Annotated in this window: 16 protein-coding genes; 3 read left to right on the top strand and 13 right to left on the bottom strand. The window is 49.9% G+C overall.

Annotation, left to right across the window (positions count from 1 at the left end; translation table 11 throughout):
* Positions 1-155: 155 nt before the first annotated feature.
* Positions 156-599, bottom strand: a complete 444-nt coding sequence (locus tag ACFOET_RS11760; protein WP_379022827.1) for a hypothetical protein — start codon at positions 597-599, stop codon at positions 156-158.
* A complete protein-coding gene (locus ACFOET_RS11755) occupies positions 599-997 on the bottom strand; it encodes a hypothetical protein (RefSeq protein WP_379022825.1) in 399 nt (132 codons plus the stop codon). Before ACFOET_RS11755 ends, ACFOET_RS11760 begins: the two co-directional genes overlap by 1 nt.
* Before the next feature lie 206 nt (positions 998-1,203).
* Here ACFOET_RS11755 and ACFOET_RS11750 point away from each other — a divergent pair, with 206 nt between their 5' ends.
* Positions 1,204-1,377 carry a hypothetical protein gene (locus ACFOET_RS11750; protein ID WP_379022823.1) on the top strand — a complete coding sequence of 58 codons (174 nt, stop codon included), beginning with the start codon at positions 1,204-1,206 and terminating at the stop codon, positions 1,375-1,377.
* 33 nt (positions 1,378-1,410) lie between these two features.
* Here ACFOET_RS11750 and ACFOET_RS11745 read toward each other — a convergent pair whose 3' ends face one another.
* The 6 genes from ACFOET_RS11745 to ACFOET_RS11720 all read right to left on the bottom strand — a co-directional run bounded on the left by ACFOET_RS11745 (position 1,411) and on the right by ACFOET_RS11720 (position 10,492).
* A complete protein-coding gene (locus tag ACFOET_RS11745) occupies positions 1,411-2,178 on the bottom strand; it encodes a HEAT repeat domain-containing protein (RefSeq protein ID WP_379022821.1) in 768 nt (255 codons plus the stop codon).
* Between the two features lie 2 nt (positions 2,179-2,180).
* Positions 2,181-5,936, bottom strand: a complete 3,756-nt coding sequence (locus ACFOET_RS11740; RefSeq protein WP_379022819.1) for a DUF6443 domain-containing protein — start codon at positions 5,934-5,936, stop codon at positions 2,181-2,183.
* A gap of 22 nt (positions 5,937-5,958) precedes the next feature.
* Complete coding sequence (locus ACFOET_RS11735) at positions 5,959-8,802, bottom strand: RHS repeat domain-containing protein (protein WP_379022817.1); 2,844 nt, start codon at positions 8,800-8,802, stop codon at positions 5,959-5,961.
* Between the two features lie 138 nt (positions 8,803-8,940).
* Positions 8,941-9,543, bottom strand: coding sequence for a tail fiber domain-containing protein (locus tag ACFOET_RS11730; protein ID WP_379022815.1), 603 nt, complete (start codon positions 9,541-9,543; stop codon positions 8,941-8,943).
* 178 nt (positions 9,544-9,721) lie between these two features.
* Positions 9,722-10,135, bottom strand: coding sequence for a helix-turn-helix domain-containing protein (locus ACFOET_RS11725; RefSeq protein ID WP_379022813.1), 414 nt, complete (start codon positions 10,133-10,135; stop codon positions 9,722-9,724).
* Between the two features lie 159 nt (positions 10,136-10,294).
* On the bottom strand, positions 10,295-10,492 hold the full coding sequence (locus ACFOET_RS11720; protein WP_379022811.1) for a hypothetical protein: 198 nt from the start codon (positions 10,490-10,492) through the stop codon (positions 10,295-10,297).
* A gap of 203 nt (positions 10,493-10,695) precedes the next feature.
* Here ACFOET_RS11720 and ACFOET_RS11715 point away from each other — a divergent pair, with 203 nt between their 5' ends.
* Positions 10,696-10,818 (top strand): helix-turn-helix domain-containing protein, encoded by a 123-nt coding sequence (locus tag ACFOET_RS11715; protein WP_379022809.1) that lies wholly within the window; start codon positions 10,696-10,698, stop codon positions 10,816-10,818.
* A 533-nt stretch (positions 10,819-11,351) separates the two neighbouring features.
* Here ACFOET_RS11715 and ACFOET_RS11710 read toward each other — a convergent pair.
* A complete protein-coding gene (locus ACFOET_RS11710; protein WP_379022807.1) occupies positions 11,352-12,503 on the bottom strand; it encodes a sensor histidine kinase in 1,152 nt (383 codons plus the stop codon).
* Complete coding sequence (locus ACFOET_RS11705) at positions 12,496-13,293, bottom strand: alpha/beta fold hydrolase (RefSeq protein ID WP_379022805.1); 798 nt, start codon at positions 13,291-13,293, stop codon at positions 12,496-12,498. The genes ACFOET_RS11710 and ACFOET_RS11705 overlap by 8 nt, the downstream gene beginning before the upstream one ends.
* Before the next feature lie 149 nt (positions 13,294-13,442).
* Here ACFOET_RS11705 and gldG point away from each other — a divergent pair, with 149 nt between their 5' ends.
* A complete protein-coding gene (gene gldG, locus ACFOET_RS11700) occupies positions 13,443-15,839 on the top strand; it encodes a gliding motility-associated ABC transporter substrate-binding protein GldG (protein ID WP_379022803.1) in 2,397 nt (798 codons plus the stop codon).
* A 20-nt stretch (positions 15,840-15,859) separates the two neighbouring features.
* Here gldG and ACFOET_RS11695 read toward each other — a convergent pair whose 3' ends face one another.
* From ACFOET_RS11695 to ACFOET_RS11685, 3 genes are all read right to left on the bottom strand, one after another.
* On the bottom strand, positions 15,860-17,104 hold the full coding sequence (locus ACFOET_RS11695) for a DEAD/DEAH box helicase (RefSeq protein WP_379022801.1): 1,245 nt from the start codon (positions 17,102-17,104) through the stop codon (positions 15,860-15,862).
* A gap of 97 nt (positions 17,105-17,201) precedes the next feature.
* The gene (locus ACFOET_RS11690; protein WP_379022800.1) at positions 17,202-17,741 is read right to left on the bottom strand and encodes a DUF4142 domain-containing protein; all 540 of its coding nucleotides are present in this window, start codon (positions 17,739-17,741) and stop codon (positions 17,202-17,204) included.
* A 368-nt stretch (positions 17,742-18,109) separates the two neighbouring features.
* Positions 18,110-20,518: an outer membrane protein assembly factor BamB family protein gene (locus ACFOET_RS11685; RefSeq protein ID WP_379022798.1), complete on the bottom strand. Its 2,409-nt coding sequence runs from the start codon at positions 20,516-20,518 to the stop codon at positions 18,110-18,112.

The raw sequence follows: 20,518 nt of genomic DNA, 5'->3' as shown, positions 1-20,518 counted from the left end.
GCTTTCATCTCCTCGTAATCGAATTCTTCTTGCTTTTCTTTCATTTTAAACTGTGACTAAGTTAACATTTTATAACTCTTGACACAGTTGATTTTACAGTCTCAAATCGGGATAATTAATGGGATATTTGTTCCCCTTTAAAAGTTCGATAATTCCTAAGGGTTCATTACTATTCCTATGTATGCTTTTCGGTTTTCTCCTTCTAATTTCCCTACATTTTTAAAAGGCTCGTTAACTTTCCACACATACCAATTTCGCGATACCCTGATTGGCTCTTCCCCAACCTTTGAGCCGTAATCATTCGTATCTCTAAATAATATCTGCGATGTGTTGCCGACTTCTGCTGTATTTCCAAAGCTTTCCCATAGGTTCATTTTCAAACCCAGCTTTGTTACACAATGGGCATAAAACTCAACTTCTCCACTTACGATCTCTGATAAATCGGGATTGACATCAATTGGATATTTTTTTGTAAAAGCCCTGATTACATCGCTGTTCAGCTGGGTAAGGTCGCTAACGACATATTGAAAATACTTCTTGCTGCTCTCGTCTATCTTAACCGAAAAGACATCGCCTATTTTTGTGTTTGCTCTTGCCATTATTTGATACCGAATTGCCGCCAGTTTTTTGGTGCGATTGAATTAACCTTATTTAAAAGTTGTCCACCATTCTTGCCCAAACCATATTGATTGATTAACGTCTGCTCCCAAATTCTAGCTTGTGTCTTGGACAGTCCAGTTGCTCCGTTTATTGCACGATAATCTAACAATGACCTTGCTGTTCCTGAATTTAAATCCTCCCCAAACCTTACTGCGGCATCCCTACCTGTAATCCCTATATATTTAACATTACCAGCCGCATCCAAACCTTCATATACCCAGTGGGTTCCTTTTCCTACCCCCTTAGCGGCAAGATTACCGGCTTTACCGGCCCCTACTTTAGCAAATGCAGCACCGGGTATGTTTACTGCGGTCAAAGTAAATTCCGGAACGTTCATTCCCCCTGCCAATCCCAGTTTTGGGTTGGCAAGGGTCAAGGGGGCATTACTTCCGGAACCAAACTGAATCCATCCCGATTTCCCTAATAATCTTGCAGTTCACTTGACCAAACCTCCGGTCTATCCGGCAGAAAACCTTGCTTTTATATCCAAATTTAATAAAATATCTGCAGCTGGACGAGGCAGCCAAAAAGCTGGCTAAGATTTTGGATACTAGGGTGGGCTACCTCTTGGGAGAAAATGAACAGGCCGACCTTTTTAAAGACCCTGCTATGCCCAAACGGTTTCAGGAAATTGCAACACTCCCCGAAAAGGAAAAGGAATGCCTGCTCACTACCGTTGACAATTTTATCAAAGCAAGTAAGATTTCTTTGATGTAAAAAAACGCCAAGCTGTTAGCCTGGCGTTTGATGTTATGATAGCTTCCTCAATGTCTTTAAAGCTTCTTTTCTTATTAAAGCTTTTGGGTGATTGGTCAACATTGTTATTTTCTCCCTTGCCTTTCTTGATTTCATTCTGCCTAACGCTTCTAAAGCGTGGGGGGTCACTTCCTCATCATCAAGCAAATTGACTAAAACATCTTCTGCTTTCTCTGATTTAACCTTCCCCAAAGCCGCTACAAACATTTGTCTTGACGTTCCGTTTGTTTTATCCAGAACTATTGGTAATATACTTTCAACGTCATCTTCTGTAATTGTTGTGTAGATTGTGTTACCGATTGCCCAACGCAAAAGCGTTTTATCTTTAGGCGTTCGGTTGTATTCTGCTATTAAAACAGGACTTGCCTTTCCGATAGCTTCCTTTACCGCTAATGCTCTTACAATGCCTTCTTTATTCTTTAAATGATATGGCTTCGATAAGTGTTCTAATAAAATCGGTATAACTGATTTATAACTTGATTTAGTATTTACTAGATCCCAAGATGAAGTTATATTCAATCCAGCCTTCTTCAAGTCTTCAACCAACGGCTTTTCATCTTTAGCATAAGCCTCTTCAAGTGCTGTCCTTACTTGTTCTTTTTCTTTAAGCCATTTTTGATATTCTTCATCTTGTGATAATTGCTCTTGCAATTCAGCAGCTGTAATTTTTGTATTACTAACTTTAGTTTCATTTAATCTATTAGGGCCTTTCAATAATTCAGCCCATCTATTTTCCAATCGGATAATCTCGTCTTTTGTCATAATTATGGGATAAACCTGTGAATAATTGACCCATTATTAATGGCTTGTTGCAAAGGTCCGGACAAAGTAGTATTTGGACGAGTATATAATATAAAGTCCAACCCATTTTGCTGGGAATAAGTATGGAAATCTCTTAACTGCCGTGTAAAACTGAGCGACTTAACATTCTTTACTTCTGTTAAAGTTGTTCTGGTAAGGGCATCAGGTATTCTAGTTTTACCACCAACTTGAATAGCTGTTTTCGCTCCAGACAATCCCACTGCTTGTTCTCCCGCCATACCTAATGCTCTTGCATTCGCAACTCCCCCCTTAGTGGCATCCTGTACAACCCGATTACCAAATTGCGTAATCCTTGGAACCCCGACCTCCACTGGGAATCTCCCTGTCCAGAAATTAGCTCCGTTGATCCAGTTGGAGACGCCGGATGTAAGCCCACCGGTTATACCACCCATCAACGCCACCGAGCCAAGCCTTGAAGGCGTCATCTCATAAGGATCGCCAAAGGCAAACATATTGCCCATTCCCAGTGCCATATCTCCGTAGAGACTACCAACACTGCCAGCCACGAAACCTCCGGCCACAGTCGTAGCGGATGCCCCAAAACCGACCAAAGCCGCTCCACCCGTTGCCGCTCCCAGCCCACCTGCCGCCGCACCCACGCCAAACGCCTTAGCCCCTTCCCAGAATCCTCCCTTGGCAACCTCGTCCCAATGCGTGATCGTGTTGACGATACCCCCGATAACCGCACCGATCACAATATGGATCCACTCCCCATCCGGATCAACATAAATCACCGGGTTGTTGCCCATCGCGAGGAAAGGATTGCTGAACTGACGGGCCGGATCCATCACGTTCCACCGGCCTATCGCCGGATCGTACATCCGTGCCCCGTGGTCGTACCAATTGAGCCCACCCTGCTCCTGCAGTTCCTTGCCACTGTAAAGGTAGTTGTTTTTCGCGCCTGAGACAAATGAAAGGTTCAGGTTGCTTGCCGGGTCGTTCAGCATGGCCAAGCCATAAGGATAATAGGCGGTTTGCTGCAACACCCGGGCCGTGGTCTGGTTCGGGTCCGATGGGTTCGCGTCAAACGTCACCCGCGTGCTGCCCAGGTGGTCAACCAAGTCATATTCATAACGGTAGCTGCTACCGTCTTTACGAGCACGCCCCGCATCGGTATGCACGAATGCCAGTTGCCCCTGCTCGTATTGGATCCCCGCCACATAATCGGTGGTCATCACCGCGCTGCCTTCCGTATACTTTCGCTGGAGCTTTACCCCCGAACGGTCGTATAGGTATTCAATTTTCTTAACCGGGCTGGTCGAGAACGTGATGACTTCCGGTAGGTTGAATACGTTGTAGGAGATGGTCGTTATACCCTTGTTGGCGTCCTTGGTGGCGTTGCCATTGCCATCGTAGGCATATTCATCTGCCTGCTGCACTGCATCATTGAAACCCAAAGCCTTGTAGGCCGCCCCAGCCGCATCGTCTATCCGCGTGTGCCGGTATCCAGTATAGCTAAACGTGAGATCATCGATTAAACGCTTAGCATTATCCCGATAAGCCCAGCGCTCAATCCTGTTGATGTTTCCTGTGTTGGTGTAACTGATTTGCTCGCTGTGGTTGCCGTTGTAGGTGCCGTTCGTGCCCGATTGCGCGGTGGTAAGCTGTCCCAAGGCATCGTAACTGAAACGGTAACCCAATTGCGGCGGGGAAACGGCCATGGAAGGGGGCTTGCTGGTTTTCCACCGGATGCCGGCAATATTGCCATTATATTGTGGGCCGAAACTGGCATTTTCATAATCGAGGGCCATGCCATATAAATCTGAGTCACTGCTGGCATCATCAATATTTGCGGCCGTGCCGTTGGCTAGGTTGGGGTCGTTTATTGACGTCAACCATCCTCGTGCGTTATATCGATAATCCACGCTTTGCAGGTACTTGGTCTGCCCGGCTTTCAGGTGCAGCTTTTTGTCGATAACTTGGCCGACTTCGTTATAGGTACGATGGGCCAATGTTATTTCTGCATCTGGTCCCGTCTGCTGTTTTACCGTTAAGAGCCTGCCGGCATCATCATAGGCAAAGGCCTTGTTTACCGTGACACTTTGTCCGCCAGAACCGGTATGCACTCGCTGGGTGGTAACTACCTTACCGGTGAAATTATATGAACTACTGACAATATCTTTGCCGCCAAGATGGTTGGCACTTTGGACCTGGATTACCTGTGCATCGATGTCATAGTAGGTCACCGACCAAAGGGTTGTCGACGCACTATTAATCGGCCATGTTTTGCTGCCTGTCTGCAGTCCCGGCGCCTTGGCGATATGTACATTGCTGCCATAGCTCTGATATGCATAAGTTCCAGGCAGGCCGGCGATATCATACGTATCGTAGTAATTGACGAGAAAATAAGCAGAAATATTTGTAGGCCAGACCACGTTGGTATACCCGTGCGTGGCGGTGGCGGTGTTCCTGCTTTCCCAAAATGCCGACTGCCCGTTTAAAACCGTCTGAAGCGAAGTCCGCGAGATCGCCGTGTTATTATTTGTCCACAACCCCGTAATAATTAACCTACCATGGGCGTCGTATTTACTGATCATCCATTCATTTCGCCCACGCTGATTGGCATCCTGTGAAGCCACCAACTGATGCCGCTTGTTGTATACGAAATATTCGACGCCCTTGCCGGGTAGGGTCTGCTCCACCTTGCGGCCATAATCGTCATATTGGTATTTATATCCAAAAGTAGCAATGGCACTCGAATTAGGCGTGTTTGTATCCGGGTTGGTACCCGGAGGTAGCACAAAAGCAAGCCTGCCCCAGTCATCATATACGTAGTGGGTGGATAGCGTGACCACTGTCGCTCCGTTCTTGTTATACGCACGCTCCAGGATAACACGTCCGTCTTTATCCGTATATTTTTCGGTGGTACCTGCCTTTCCGTCGCTTAGTGTCCAATTTTCATCCTTAGTGATACTGATTGCCAATTGGTAGTGTCCATAGTCCCCATTTTTTTCCAAAGTAGGCTCATTGGAAGCGGACAGGGAGACACTATATTTCGGAATACCGGCCCCGTTTACTGTTGCCTCTAACTTAACGGTGCGTCCTGATCCGGGTATACTACCGTTCAAAGGCTGCCAATGCGCTCCCGGTTCTCCCTGTTCTTTAATTCTAGCTGCGGGAGATAAGTCATACACCGTTTTTGAGTACGGGTAACCATTCGAAGACTGACCTGAGACGCCGGATGTATAAAAGGATTGTTGTTCGGTGATCGCACTCGTTTTGAAGAATCCATTCCCAGCGCTGTTTGTCGTGTAAGGGAGGTAACTCGTAGACTGCCTACCGTATGCGTCGTAAGCAAGAGGCACCACCACATCCTTATTTGTAGGCGAGCCTTTTATGGCAATCTGTTGCACAGGCCGGCCAAAACCGTCGAAGTAGGCAATTTGACGCGAAGCCTGCTGCACGGTAGGATCCGCTACCGAGACTGTTAACGGAACGTTGTAAGCGGTAGTTAGTATGTAGTTCCGGTCGCTGGAATAAGGATTGCTGACATTGCTGGAAGTTACATGAATCAATACGTTGTATCCCAACGGAATTTCAAAACCTCCAGATAGTGTGACACTTTGGGTACCGTACAACTCAGATTGACCACTGTAGCTGGTAAAAACAGGATTTGCACCCTGCCCGATCGTGTCTTTGGGAATAAAGATAAAAATTGCGGCAATAAAAAGCGGTATGCCAACAGATAACCTATTCATAGCGTGGATAGTTATACTTCAATCAGTCGTCAGTTCGGTAGTTATACTTATATTCTTCTACGATATATCCGCTATTATCCCTAATGCGCAGCAATCGCAGTAAATCGTCGTATTCATATGAAGTTGTTTTGCCGAGTGGATCCGTCTTTCTTATTAATCCGACACCGGGTTCATAAATGCTGGTTGTAACCAATGCTGAAGAAAGCGTCGTTGCTGTTCTTAGCGGAGCTAAGAAGGCGGCTACGGCTGCTGGTGTAGGCGCATAATTCGCGGCGAAATTATTTACGTTTGTTTGGCCACCCAACGCCGCGACAACCGTGGCATATGTAGCATTCTGTATTTCCGCTATCGGGTACGTATGGTTATATCCGTAAATGGTGGTGGTCGGTATGCCGAATTGCTGTTGTGAGGTTACCTGATTGTCGTTACCATCATACGTATAATTTATTTTGTCAACTAACGTATTGCCTAACCTGTTCTCGCTACTTGTGAGTCGGACTTTGAGGGGAGACGTGCCAGTGACCCTACGGTACGTGTTTTCCGTTTTTTCCGTCTTTCCATTTATGCTCACTTCCTCTGAGTAAGGCGCAGCAAGTACATTAGTCTGCCTAAGCGTTAGATTGGCATCATAGTCGTCTTGATTCGAGGCGCCTGGAAGCAATGTTACGGGGTCCGCACTGTAATAATTTGTTTTTGTCTTTATGTTTCCTTTCGAATCCACACTGAGGGCTGTCCGCACAAGGAAGTAAGCATTGGGAGAGTAGGTATACTGCGTAGTAGTACTTATGGAATTATAGCTCTCGGAAGGAGCCACGTCGACCCGTGTCACGCGCTGCAAATTATAATTTTCTTTCCAAGTCCAATAATTATAACTTATCCATTTGATGATATTATTACCCGGCCATTGGAACGCAACCGGAAAAAGCTGGAAGCCAAAAGAATTTTTGCTGCGTGCGCCACCAAACGTTTGATAATCATAATATTCATAACTTATCTCCGCTCCAGACTGGTTGTAAGTTATTTTGGAAGTGGGATAACCACGTTTGTAAGCGGAACTGGTAATCCCTAAAACGTTGGGCGGTATAGTTGAACCTGTGCCACCTGTGTAGCTCCAGTTAGTGACCAGATCAGGAAAATCATCAAATGTGTTAAATGTTGTTTCGATATATCCACCCGTTGGAAGTTTGGTTTTCACAAATAAATAGCCGATAAACGTACCGTTGATATCGTATACGTTAGAAAGAGACTCGGAAAAATTCAACAGTAACGAGGTACTGCCACCGCTTGCTTCAACCGTTAGGTTACTCCATGAGTCCGTGGACGCCCGCCCGAAGGATTGCCAAGTCGCTTCATTCTCATAAACATAGGAAGTGGTCATGGTCTGACCTCCGGGATCACTTAGTGAAATGGATTCCACACGCAATCCCCCCCCTACAAAATGACTGTTGGCCGAGGGGCTGTAATAATCGTTTAACTCATAATTTATGTTTGTACGAAGACCTCCCAAATCATCGATTCCAATAAGAATATTCGCTTTGTTGCGGGCAGTATTCGGCGCGCGGAGCGCAGTATTTAATAAAGGATCGGCTACATCTGCCATGTAATTATGATAACCCCAGTAATCAAAATGATCGGATTTTCGGGATGGTAACGAGTACGTATTAAAGTAACGGAAGGTTTTATAAGGCAATCCTCCTGCAGGTGTATCATCTCCTCCAATAAGCTTAACATTATCCAAACGAAGCCTAAGTCGGTTTCTATCCGAAGAAGGTGCACCGAAATAGGTGGTGTTAAACTGGTAAGTGTTCAATAGCTTTGTTGTTGACGCTCCGGTGCGGGCACGGACCTGAATGGTATTCAACCTTCCCGCATTCGGGATATCCAATCGGTCAAAGAGATATGAAAAGTTGATTTCGGATATGGATGTTTGGATTCTGGATATCAATTTTGGGGAATGAACCGTGGTGGTCGTAGAGTCATTTTTCCTTGGCTGCCATCCGGAGTCGAGTTTTAACCGAGACGAACGGTAATGTTGCCTAACCACGTTACTTGGAGAGGTTTGATAAGTGAATGTGATCACTTCCCGGTTATTATACGTTATAATTCGATTTAAAAACCAGGTACTTTTAAATGTCCGTGTTGTTCCTCCTAACAGTTTGGTGGTCGTTTCATTGTGATAGGCAGACGTACCACCGAACAAATACTTGTTGCCATACTCATCAATTACGGTAAAACCATAGCCTTCCGGCGAGTGTACCGAACCATAAAAAATATGAGGAATCACCGAAAGGCCTGAAGCATTTGAAAATATCGCCTTTCTGTCTTTATCAAAAACAAACTGTGCGCTAAAAAACGGTGTCGAAATCGTGAATAAGTCAGGCTCTCCGTCTGCCGTTGGATAACCTATTCCTGGATCTATGTCAGCTGGTAAAGGAGTATTATAAGTGCCCCAATTAAACAGCTCATCCGCCCAACCGTTTTGGGAGCCCCCATAACTACCCAAATAGCCTAAGTTATTTAAATCGTCCGGCAAGCCCCTAACCACGCGGGAGATACTGCCGCCAGCCACAAGCTGCCACCCCAAACCTACTTCCGATGCATAATCCTGGAGACGTACGCCTTTCCCTGCTATGTAATTCAGTGACACGGGTATGGTCAAGTCTTTGCCAGAGGCAGATCCCACCGGAATGTCGACCTTTAACATTCCGGTAAAGAGCTCTACGTCTACACTACCATTTGTTTGCCCCGGATTCCCGACCGCAGCCATATGCCCTGCAGGAACTGATACCGGCGGCTGCTGTCCTTGGGCCAGCAGGGATAAAAAACCAAGGCCAGTCAAAAATAGAATATGTCTTACCCACATCATTTTTCTATAAAATGTTAATTCCTTAAGTCCATTTGTAAACCCGTTTGAAAGAAGCGATTAGATCTGGAAAGTAGAAACATAGAATTAGCAACTCACAATCTTAGACTATACTTAGGCAACTACGAAATAGGTAATGAATCAATCCTCTTCTTTTACCGCTACAGGATTCAATCTGTTCAGTTGACTTTTCAACTCCTCGATGATTACCTGCTGTTCCTTGATGGCTTCCACCAAATAGGGTATCAGCTCTTGGTAGGCGACACCCCTGACCCCAAGGGAATCGTCTTTGCTCACCAAGTTTGGCAATACCTCTTCGACCTCCTGAGCCAAAAACCCGGCATGCACTTGCTTATCCTCGCCAGAAATCCAATTGTAGGTAACCGGCTTCAAGCGCTTGACGATATCAAGGGCGTTGCTGTTGATCGCTTTTATATTGGTTTTCAAGCGCTCATCGGAAGAAGTGATTACGTTTGACACATGCACGGCGATGTAATTGGTGCTGGCCATGTTATAGAACACCACTTTGCTGGTCGTGGATTGGATTCGCGGATCCGCAGCATACACGCCCAAGCGCAGGTGTGAGGCGTTTAGGAAATCAGCAGCGAGTCCGCTTACCTGTAACTTGTTGGTGGGAGTGGCTACGCCGACACCAAGATTTCCATTGGCAATGACCTTCACTTGCGCTTGCGCGCCTAAACCGGCCAATAGCACAACGGATACAAACACCGCTAAAATTTTCATGGTTTGATGGGGATTATACGTTGGAAAAAAGATTTTAAAATTTTCATTCATAATAGGTGACTTACATACTGCAATATTACGCCATAATGCGGCACCCCGTGCACCCTTTTGCCTATCATTTTGCACCCTTTTGCCTATTATTTTGCACCCTTTTGCCTATTATTTTGGTAGGCAATGCCTATAGATCGTTGAACTCTTCCATATCATGCCCGTTGCCGGCCAATAAAGACTCGATTTTCGCGTTTTTTTGCTTCACCTTCGCTTCCAGCTCCCCGATACGCTTTTCGTAAACACCGGATAACGCCTTGTAAACATGCAGTTGTTCTTTTAACTGCTCTTGCTGTGTGCTTGTTTGGATCGAATCCGTCATAGCCGCTTCATCTAGGTGAAAGAACCATTGCACAGGTATACCGTAAAAATCAGCTAACAACCCCAGACATACCCCACTGATGGGCGTATATCCCGCCTCTATATTACTATAGGAAGACTGCTTGATCGACAGGATGGCAGCGACCTCCCGCTGCGAAAATCTCCTCTTCTTGCGAATACGAACTAGGTTCGTACAAATTATGTTTTTAAGCTGTTTTACCATGGTTTTATTGAAATGTTATCCCACGATGGCGATGTGTGAATAACGCCGGGATTTTCTTGGGATAAAACTGGAATAATGCTCATAAATTATTTTCGGTTTTTAAGATTGCTATATCGGCCTTTAATATGTCGGTAGTTTGTGTTAGTGTATGGACAGCTTTTAACAACTCCTTCTCTGTTCTTTCTCAATCAAATGCAACGTCAGCACTTCCACTTTCTCCAGCAGCAGCAGGTTCATCTTGGCTAAATCCAGTTTATCCCGTTCTAGGTAAAACATTTTGCGCATTTGAGACAGGAAAACAATCATGCTCTCCCACCGAGCTCCGCTTCCGTAACCTTCCAAAGTTACACAAGGCATGGCAGGCGGCTGTTATGTCCAGGCTATAAATGTGATAGGCCTAGGCTATAAATGTGATAGGCTGTGCCTATCGCTTTTGGCACTAAGCCAAACACGGCCGGGTATTTGGTTCTGGTTCTCCCTATGTGTAGCGTATAACTCGGCAAACTGCAACAAACCTGGGCGCAGAAGGACCTGGCCGAAAAGAGCGGTATATCAAGGTCATGATAGGCAAGTACGAGCGTGGCGAGGCCGTGCCTTCCATCGAGGCGAAGAAGTTCGCCGATGCGCTCGAGATATCCCTCGATTATCTCGTGGGGGCCTCCACGCAGACCGCCATTACTTAACCTCCGATATCAAAGTACCAGACAAAGATAAAAGGAGAGCAAGACAAAAAGTATCGATCCTACCGTCAACCAGCCATATTTCCGCTTTTTCTTCTTCGACCACTTCTCGTATTTGTCAAAGTATTTTATGTATTTATCCTGCCTAAAAACAAACACGTAACAGATGAGACCAGAGCCAACCCCACAGCCCATTATATGCGGCAGGCCCATTCGGCGCCATAGTACCCTCCAATAAAACCTCGTATGACACCACTAACCCCTCCAATTAATGCTCCGCGAACAGCTCCCGCACCGAAAAAAGCAGAACCAACGACACCGCCCCCAACAGACCCCGCCTTGGCCCCTAACCAAGCTCCTGGTAATGCACCTGCCAATTTTCCAGATGCCAGTTGAGTATTATATCCAAAAGTACCTCCATCCATCTGATATCCCTATAGGTCTCAATTGTTAGTATTCCAGCGCTGCCATGACGTGGAACCGGTATTCGGAAACATCAAACACAACCTCTTGTTTTTGTCGTTTGTGGCCATCGGTTACGAAGTTGAGCGTGGCATTTCGATGCTGGCTGGATGAGCAACTGTCAGCGTAAAGCAAGTTTGGCTGTCGTCAGAAGCCACCTCCAACCTTCCCTGGTGGGCCTTCGCGATTTCCGAAGCAATATACAACCCCAGACCGAGGCCCTGCTGGCTCGGCCTCGATTTTTCACGATTGAAAGGAAGAAATAGATTTGGCAAATCCTTGTCAGGAATAACCTTCCCTTTATTTGCTACCGCGATACTCCAGCAGGCAGCATCTGCCTTGCCTATCACATCGATCGGTGATGTCGGAGCACCGTGGGTGATTGCATTGGCCAACAAATTCGACACAAGCTGGGCGATACGAGCCGGGTCACAAACGACATTGATGTCCGAATTGCAACTCAAGTTGATCTCCCGGCCAGGCCATGCCGACTTAATCTCGTCTACCACCTCAGTCAGCAGGTCTCTCAGATTCACGTTCTGAAACGTCACATCGAACCCCCCTCCCAGGCGACCGCGGGCGAAATCCATGACGTTTTCAATCATCTCCTTCATTCTTTTTACGCCATTGTTCAATATGCGGGCAAATTGTTTTTCTGCATCGCTCTTTGCGGCATTTCCCATCAGTTGTGCCACACCGTCAATAGCACCCAGCGGGTTCCGCAAATCGTGCCCAAGCACAGCGATAAACTGCTCCCGGAGCACTGCGTGCTTCTTTTCAACCGCCAGTTTCTCCTCTGCGATCGCTTTGAACGTCTTTAAGTTTTCCTCATACAGGCGACGATCAGCGGCACGGAACAACATAAAACGCATAAATAGCGGCACGCCATCCTCATTTCTGCGCTCGTACCCATTAAGAAACACAGGCAGCTTCCCTGTTGTGGTGTCGGCAAGCTCGACGGCAACTTCATCAAAGAATCCCTGCATGCGGAGCAGCGGCCACAGATGGGTTTCAAAGTAAATTTTGCCGGCTATTGTTAGCAGGTCAGATACGCTACGTCCCTCAATCATTTCCGGCGGTTCATCCCGCCAAGTGGCTATCCGTTTATTGACCCTGAGTATCTTGCCCTTCGCATCGGTAATGATTAAGCCGCAGATAGCCGTTTGGAAGAAATCTTCGAAATCTTCCATCGCATCTGTGCCAAGAGGGTTTGAAGCATCATCCATTGTTTAAAAAGCTCTTGATCGCCTCAATTGTTTCATCAGGAGCACTAAGATTAGGACAATGCCCGGTTGCATCCAGAATCACCAGCTCACTATTCGGTATCATAGCCTTCATGTACTGACCAACTTCAATGGGAGCAATGACGTCGTTAGCACACTGCAAGATCAGGCTTGGAACCTTTACCGTTTTCAAGATGTCCCGCCCGTCGGTCAAAAAGGTGGTCCGGGCAAAGTGTTTTGCGATAGTAGGATCAGTTCTGCAGAAACTATTGGCCAATTCCTCACTCAGTTCTTTCCTGTCGGGATTTCCCATGATGATCGGGGCCATTGTCAACGACCAGCCAAGATGATTATTATCAAGAGCGTCCAATAATTCGTCGATTTGTGAACTCGTAAATCCGCCTATATAATCACCATCATTGATGTACGAAGGCGAAGGGGCTACAAGTATAAGACGGCTAAAAAGCTCAGGAGCCAAGTTGGCCGCAATCATTCCAATGACACTGCTGACGGAATGCCCGACGAAAACGATATCTGTCAATTCCAGCGCCTCTGCGATTTCGACAATATCTTGAGCATATCCCGCCAAGTCATCATATTTTTCAAACGAATAGGCCGATAAATCAGATTTACCTGCTCCGACATGGTCGAAGAGAACGATTTTGTGCGATGACTCAAAAGCAGGAACAATAAATCTCCACATATGCTGATCGCATCCGAAACCATGAGCCAATACCATCGGCGTGGTGCCGCTACCCTTTATAACTATATTGTTTCTGTCAATTACGTTCATATCAATATCATTAACGTGTGCATATTATATGCGAATATACAAAACGCAGTACGATCTTCACTGTTTATTATTCATGAACGAGGCGGCTTTTCTTGCTTTACCGCCTGCGTTTCCCTATTTTCGGGGCTTAGAAAAAAATTACTATACCATTGCTGAGCATCTATAAAAAGGAAATAGCGACCTATTTCAATTCGCTGACCGGCTACCTGGCCATCGGCCTGTTTCTGCTGGCCACAGGGCTTTTGCTATGGGTATTTCCCGACACCAGCATTCCAGCCTACGGCTACGCTTCGCTCGAAAGCTTCTTCCAGCTCAGCCCTTACCTCTTTCTTTTTCTCATTCCGGCCATCACCATGCGCAGCATCGCAGGGGAAAAGGCCGACGGCACCTGGGAACTGCTGCTCACGCGGCCACTCCGTATGCGTGATATCCTGCTCGGCAAGTATTTCGGCAGCCTCACCATTGTGGCTTTGGCACTCCTGCCCACGCTGATCTATTACTATACGGTTTGGCGTTTGGCTCAACCTGTCGGCAATATCGATTCCGGTGCGGTGATCGGCTCTTATGTTGGACTGGTACTATTGGGTGCTGCATTCACCGCAGTGGGCCTGCTCGCCTCGGCCATCACCGCCAATTTCATCGTGGCCTTTCTCACCGCGCTCGCACTGTGCTTCATGTTGTTCTATGCCTTTGATGCCGTAAGTGCGTTACAGGCATTTTCTGGCTACGCCCACGTGGTGTCGTCGTTTGGCATGCGGTCGCACTACGAAGCCATCAGCCGCGGCGTACTGGACAGCCGCGACTTTGTGTACTTCGTCAGCGTTGTTGTCTTCTTCCTGTGGGCTGCCCACACGGTGCTGGCCGGCACGCGCCGCCGCGCACCCGCGCTGCTGCGCGGTGCGGCCATCGTTACGAGCATCGTGTTGGCCAATGTACTGGCGTCACTATACTTTGGCCGTGTAGACTTTACCGCCGAAAAGCGGTTTACGCTGTCACCGCTCGCCAAGCACACCGCAAGCGGTCTCCAGGATGAAGTGCATATCACCGTATTGCTCGATGGCAAGCTCCCAGCAGGGTTTGCGCGGCTCCGGAAAGCCACCGCCGACCTGCTGAACGACCTGAAAGCCTATTCCAACGGGAAGCTGACATTCAGCTTCGTCGACCCGATGGACGGCGATGCGGGGCAGCAACGCGAACACACTGCGGCACTCGCAGACCGCGGCATTACCCCCACCAACCTCAATGTGCGCACGGAAACGGGACTTACCCAGCAGCTGATCTTTCCGGCGGCACTCCTTGCCTACGGCGACGAAGAGCTACCGGTATACCTGCTGCAAAACCGGACCGGGGCCTCCCATGAAGACGTGCTGAACAACTCCGTGCAGAACCTGGAATACGCCTTTGTATCGGCCCTCCGCAAGGCTTCATCGGGAGGCCGGCCGCTGATCGGTTTTACCGAAGGGCACGGCGAACTGGATAACGTGCAGCTTTATGACGCCATCCAGAGCCTGATGAGCGGGTACCAGGTAGGATTTGTCAATTTGGACAGTATTTCCCTCGAAGGGCTCAGTCAGCTTGCCGTGCTCATTGTCGCGAAACCCACCCGCCCATTCAGCGAAACCGAGAAGTTTAAGATCAACCATTTCGTAATGAAAGGCGGTCGCATGCTGTGGGCCATTGACCAACAGGATGCCGAGCTGGACCGCATGCGAGCGACCGGCGACCAGACGGTGGTAGCGAGGCAGCTCAACCTCGACGATCTGCTGTTTACCTACGGCGTACGGCTCAACTACGATCTCATCGCTGACATGAACTGTGCACAGATCCCCCTGACCATGGGCAGCGGCCAGCAACAGCAAGTCGAACTGGCTCCATGGCTATTTTATCCCATCTTCGTGCCGACCACTGCTCACCCTGCGCTGAAAAACCTCGACGGCATCCGCAGTGAATTTGCAGGCACGCTGGACACCATCGCCGTGCCGGGAGTCCGCAAGACAATCGTTCTCCAGTCCTCCCCTTTTTCGCGGGTCCTCAGCACCCCTGCCACCATTTCCCTGGAACTGGCAGCAGAAACGCCCGATCCGGCGCAATTCAGAAACAAGCCCTATGCCGTCGCCGCGTTGCTGGAAGGCTTGCTACCATCGGTGTTTGCCCACCGGCCGGTGCCGGAAGGCATCGACCCGGCTGTCGCCATGCCGAAGCGTAGCATGCCCACAAAAATGCTCGTGATTGCCGACGGAGACGTGCTCAAGGGTCAGGTCAATCCTACCGACGGGTCGCCCTATCCCTTGGGGTGGGACCGCTATACCCAGCACCAATATGGCAACAAGGCATTCCTGCTGAACGCCGTGGATTACCTCACCGATGATGCGGGCATCATCGCCTTGCGTGAAAAAGAAGTCAAGCTCAGGTTATTGGATCAGGTCAAAATCAGGCAGGATCGTACCTACTGGCAGCTCATCAACGTGGCATTGCCCCCGATCCTGCTGCTGCTGTTCGGCCTTGTGCAGCAATACCTTCGAAAACGGCGGTATACGACCAGCTGAGGGAAATGCGGCGTTGCCGCTTATACCGCAGCCCCTTCCATCCTTCTACGTTTATTCCGGTGACCGTTCTTCCGTTTTTTCTTGGCCGACGGCGCCGTAGGTTGCGGAGCCTGCATCGCTACCGTTGATCCACCCACAAGCATAAAGGGGTGATCGGTAACGACGGTGATCTGCCGGCCGATCAGCTTCTGGATCTGCCGCAGGTAGTCCTGTTCGTCCACATCGCAAAATGACCAGGCGCGTCCGCTTGCGCCCGCCCTGCCGGTACGGCCAATGCGGTGCACGTACGTTTCCGCCTCGTTCGGCAGGTCATAGTTGATCACCAGTTCCAAGCTATCCACGTCGATGCCTCGCGCCGCAATATCCGTTGCCACCAACACCTTGGCGATTCCCGCCTTGAACTGCGCCAGCGCCTTTTGCCGTGCTGACTGCGACTTATCGCCATGTATTGCCTGCGCTGCCACGCCCGCCTGCTTTAGCTTGCGTACGATCCGGTCGGCGCCATGTTTTGTGCGTGAGAACACCAGGATGTGACTACCTTTCTCCTCGGTCACCAGATGCGCCAGCAGCCCGGCTTTGTCCGCCTTGGCCACCGGATACACCGCCTGTGTGATCCGCTCCGCCGTCGAAGAGACGGGCGTCACAGCGATACGCTCCGGATTGCGGAGAATGGTACGCGACAGCTCTTCAATGTCTTTCGGCATGGTAGCAGAAAACAGCAAGGTTTGCCGCTCCTTGGGAATAAGGTCAATGATTTTACGGATGTCCCGGATGAAACCCATATCCAGCATCCGGTCCGCCTCATCGAGTACGAGGTAGCGGATGTCCTGCAAGGACAGGGCCCGCTGGCCGAGCAGGTCCAGCAGCCGTCCGGGTGTTGCCACCAGTATTTCCGGCCGCTTGCGCAGTGCATCGATTTGATTATTGATTGATACGCCACCAAACACCACCGTGTGCTTTACACAGGTGAGGCTGGCGTAGACACCTATATTTTCACCGATCTGGATGGCCAGTTCGCGGGTGGGCGCCAAGATCAGCGCCTGCGGCCCGTCGGGCTTACCCGCCGGGCGGTCCATCAGAAACTGAATAAGCGGCAAGGCAAATGAAGCCGTTTTCCCCGTGCCGGTCTGGGCGCACGCCAATACGTCGCGCCGTTGCAGCACTACCGGAATGGCCTGTTGTTGTATGGGTGTGGGGGTTTGGTATCCCGATTTTTCCAATACCTGTAAAATCGGTGTCGCGAGATTTAAAGATGAGAATTGCAAGTCGTTATATGCTAATAACCAATCGACTTATTATCGAAAGGCGATGCAAAGATAGGAAAAAAAAGATGGTTTTCAAAGGGATACCATTGGAACAACGTTACAGGCTGTCCTGCACCATGTCCTGCCCAAGCAGGTCCAGTTCCGTTTGCAGACGCGATCGCAGCACAGGCAGCTTCGCCGCAGCCCATTCCCGCAGCTCGTCATCCTGCACACCACCCGGCGCGGAAGCCTGTTCGAACAAGGCGATGGCTTCCTCGTGGGAGGCCGCCATTTTCCTGGCAAATTCCCGGTCGAAGGCCTCGCCCTCCAGTGCTGCCAATTCATCGATCAGCTGCGATTCCCTTTCGGGCAGATCGTCCGGTACATCCCAGTTCTTCAATGCCGCCAATGCCGCCAGCTCGGTACACCGTGCACCGTCGTCCGCTGCCATACGGGCGCCGTAATCGACAATCCGTTCATCCGAGCCCTGCATGTACGCCAGTCCGCCCGCTTCAATTTCAAACCGGCTGCAGTTCGTCGCCACCGCTACAAATTCCTGGTCCCGCATCCCGCCCCCGGCGTCGCCGTTGTCGTTGAGGGCTACTGCCAGCAAGCCGCATGGCGCCAATAACCAAAGTAAAGCAGATGTTCTGACCATTTTCTGTGAAGCAAGTTACGTAGATGTGACTACTTCCTACTAATCATATACAAGTAACATGCCGTTTTGTTGGCAAATCCAGCGAAATCACAATAGTCCCTGCACATTACCAAACCGGTATTGCAGTCCGGTTTCGTGGGTGGCCACGTACTCCGTCTCCAATATCCGCACGCTTGGCGAGAAACGCCGAGGCCTCCGTCGACTTTATTGCTTCGAAACAGATCCAATCGTTAATGATTTTTGTCGCCGCATTAGTTAAGCGATGTGCTGCGTCCGCTCACCGGACAACGTGCAATCACAAAAAAATGCAAAGCCCCGGGGCGGTCAGCCTCGGGGCTTTGCGACGGTCAAGCCGCGCCAATAACTAGCTATTGCGAGCGGTGCACGCTGAAACAGTATACGTTGCCTGCGAAATCCCCTACATACAGTCTATTGTCGGCGCCTGTGTGGATATCCGCGAAGATAGGAGCACCAAGATTTCGCTCGGCCACCGCTTTGCCCGTATGCTGGTCGAGCACATAAAGCTTCCCGTCAGACGCCCCGAAGACCAGCCAGCCTTCCCACTGTACAACCGAGCTTTCCACGGTCCTAACGCCCGCTCCGGTGTACGGTGCCGAATAGACCAACGCCTCGCCCGGCGTAAACTTCCATGCCTCCTCCAGCGTATACCGGTCAAAAGCGACAACCCCCACATCAGCCGTGGGCAGCACGATGTATGCTGCCGTAAGCAAGGGGGCTGCCATCACATTGAAATTATACGGCGTCTGTCTTTTACGGAGGGTCGCGCCGGTCTCCGCGTCCAGTTCAAAGAGTGTATTGCCGCTCCCAACAACGTACTTACCATCTGCCAGCGTGCCGCTGCTGCTCCTGAAGCGCAGGCCATCTTCATTCCGCTTCCACAGCAGGGCACCGGTACTACGATCGTGCCCAAACAGCGCGTTCCAGTTTGCCCCGGTAATCAGCACCTCACCCGATATGCTCATGGCGCTGCCGGTGCCCTCTCCCCCGCTCCACGCGGTATTCTGCCAACGGGTTTCACCGGTGGCGATATCGAGGGCTTGGAAGTATTCGCCCGACCCGACGTAATATACGCCGTCAGCCACCACCCCTGCCGTGATGTATCCGGGAATGGCCGAAGAGCGGAGCCGCTTCGACCAAAGCAGCTTCCCCGATCTTGCATCAAGTGCATACACCATGCCCGCTACGTCAGTGGCGAGCACCGTGCCTTGCCAGTATCCAAGGCGGTTTTTTACCGAATTTCCGGCAGGGAACTTCCATAAGACGTCGCCATCAGCCGCATCAAACGCCTGGATGTGGCACCTTGCCAGCATGGCATCATCAATCGTGGCGGTGTATACAATGCCATCGGCAACCAACGGTGCGGATTTCCAGATCTCACCCCCCGCATTTTTCGTCCATTCCAGCCGCAATTGACCCGACACTGCCGAATCAGCGGTCTGCTTATCAGCACCCAATCGTTGCCGCGCTACGCTCATCTTGCCGTTGCGGTAATGCACCTCCACCTCCAGCACCAAGGTATCCACGCTGCAAGCCGCAGGCAGGGCTATTTCTCCGGACCAGTTCCAGTCAGAGCGGCGGGCCAGTGATGAATCCCCAAACGGTATACGGTTTCCCAGGGCGACCAACCTTGCAGACACACTGTCTACCTGTTGCCTGCTGTCGTAGACCTGCGCACTGACCTGCAACTTACCGTCCGCCACGCGAAGATCGCCATGCTTGCCCGGTGAGGCCACCACGACATGGTTATCCAGAAAGGCATACCTCGACTCCACGTCCACCACGCCCTCCTTTCCTATCGTAGCGACCACAAAGCGCGCGGCCGAATTATCAATGCCTCCTTTGTTTATGGGAGCCGTACAAATACTGTACACGCCAGACCGCTTGTCTTTGAACACATAGTTGCTGTGCCAATGACCGTAAAACCATGCTTTCAGGTTATGGTCCAAAAGATCGACCGAAAATGCGTTATTTCCCAGCACATAACGCGATCCATCCTGCGGATGACTGTGGTTCACAAAAACCACCGCCTTTTCCGGACCAACCAGCTCCAGATCGTTCCTCACCCATTCCACCATATCGGCCTGCCGGTACGAAGGCGCATGGTCGCCGCCCGCCATCGGCGTCACGACGACATGCACATCGCCCACATCAAACGAATAGTGCGTCGGTCCGAACAACTGCTCAAACAATTCTTCACCATAAGCGCCCTTAACGAGGTCATGGTTTCCAACGGCATAGAAAACAGGTACTCCCAATGCCTCGCTGTTGAAATGGCTGGCATGAAAACGCATCCCGGGTTCATAGCAAATATCGCCATTGTGCAGGATGAAATCGACACCGTGCGCCCTGGCGTACTGCTTCAGGTCGTATATCCACTCGCCGTGCATATCGGTTTCCGTATCCGAAATCTGTATCATCCTCACCAGGCCATCTTCCCGCGCCCGCTCATCCGATAGGAGACCGAATGCATAGTCCGTCCGGCCGCTGTCCACCCGGAGGAAGTGGCCAATCCCCGGTTTGTATCCCGAAGGGGTGGTCACGGTGATGAACCGGGTACGGTCAAATCCGGGCAGGGAGAAGCTACCGTCCGCTGCGGTTCGGACTACATGCAAACCATCCGTTACGGCTACCGCTGGCAGCCCCTTTTCATCGGCATCCCGTTTTCCGTTCCCATTGCTATCAACGAATACGGAGCCGCTATACTGGCCATACGCCACCTGCGCGGCGAGGCAGCAGGCCAGCAACAAGTATCTCAT

This window comes from Parapedobacter deserti (assembly GCF_042646065.1).
GTDB classification, from domain to species: domain Bacteria; phylum Bacteroidota; class Bacteroidia; order Sphingobacteriales; family Sphingobacteriaceae; genus Parapedobacter; species Parapedobacter deserti.
Note: the sequence above shows the minus strand (reverse complement) of the source record. Positions and strands in the feature narration are given on the sequence as shown.

What these genes read in the sequence shown, in the direction of transcription:
- ACFOET_RS11755 (WP_379022825.1), bottom strand. Translation starts at nt 997, where the DNA reads ATGAACGTTCCGGAATTTACTTTGACCGCAGTAAACATACCCGGTGCT.
- ACFOET_RS11735 (WP_379022817.1), bottom strand. Translation starts at nt 8,802, where the DNA reads ATGATGTGGGTAAGACATATTCTATTTTTGACTGGCCTTGGTTTTTTA.
- ACFOET_RS11690 (WP_379022800.1), bottom strand. Translation starts at nt 17,741, where the DNA reads ATGGTCAGAACATCTGCTTTACTTTGGTTATTGGCGCCATGCGGCTTG.
- ACFOET_RS11705 (WP_379022805.1), bottom strand. Translation starts at nt 13,293, where the DNA reads ATGAACGTAATTGACAGAAACAATATAGTTATAAAGGGTAGCGGCACC.
- ACFOET_RS11745 (WP_379022821.1), bottom strand. Translation starts at nt 2,178, where the DNA reads ATGACAAAAGACGAGATTATCCGATTGGAAAATAGATGGGCTGAATTA.
- ACFOET_RS11725 (WP_379022813.1), bottom strand. Translation starts at nt 10,135, where the DNA reads ATGGTAAAACAGCTTAAAAACATAATTTGTACGAACCTAGTTCGTATT.
- ACFOET_RS11740 (WP_379022819.1), bottom strand. Translation starts at nt 5,936, where the DNA reads ATGAATAGGTTATCTGTTGGCATACCGCTTTTTATTGCCGCAATTTTT.
- ACFOET_RS11720 (WP_379022811.1), bottom strand. Translation starts at nt 10,492, where the DNA reads ATGCCTTGTGTAACTTTGGAAGGTTACGGAAGCGGAGCTCGGTGGGAG.
- ACFOET_RS11760 (WP_379022827.1), bottom strand. Translation starts at nt 599, where the DNA reads ATGGCAAGAGCAAACACAAAAATAGGCGATGTCTTTTCGGTTAAGATA.
- ACFOET_RS11730 (WP_379022815.1), bottom strand. Translation starts at nt 9,543, where the DNA reads ATGAAAATTTTAGCGGTGTTTGTATCCGTTGTGCTATTGGCCGGTTTA.
- ACFOET_RS11715 (WP_379022809.1), top strand. Translation starts at nt 10,696, where the DNA reads ATGATAGGCAAGTACGAGCGTGGCGAGGCCGTGCCTTCCATCGAGGCG.
- ACFOET_RS11710 (WP_379022807.1), bottom strand. Translation starts at nt 12,503, where the DNA reads ATGGATGATGCTTCAAACCCTCTTGGCACAGATGCGATGGAAGATTTC.
- ACFOET_RS11685 (WP_379022798.1), bottom strand. Translation starts at nt 20,518, where the DNA reads ATGAGATACTTGTTGCTGGCCTGCTGCCTCGCCGCGCAGGTGGCGTAT.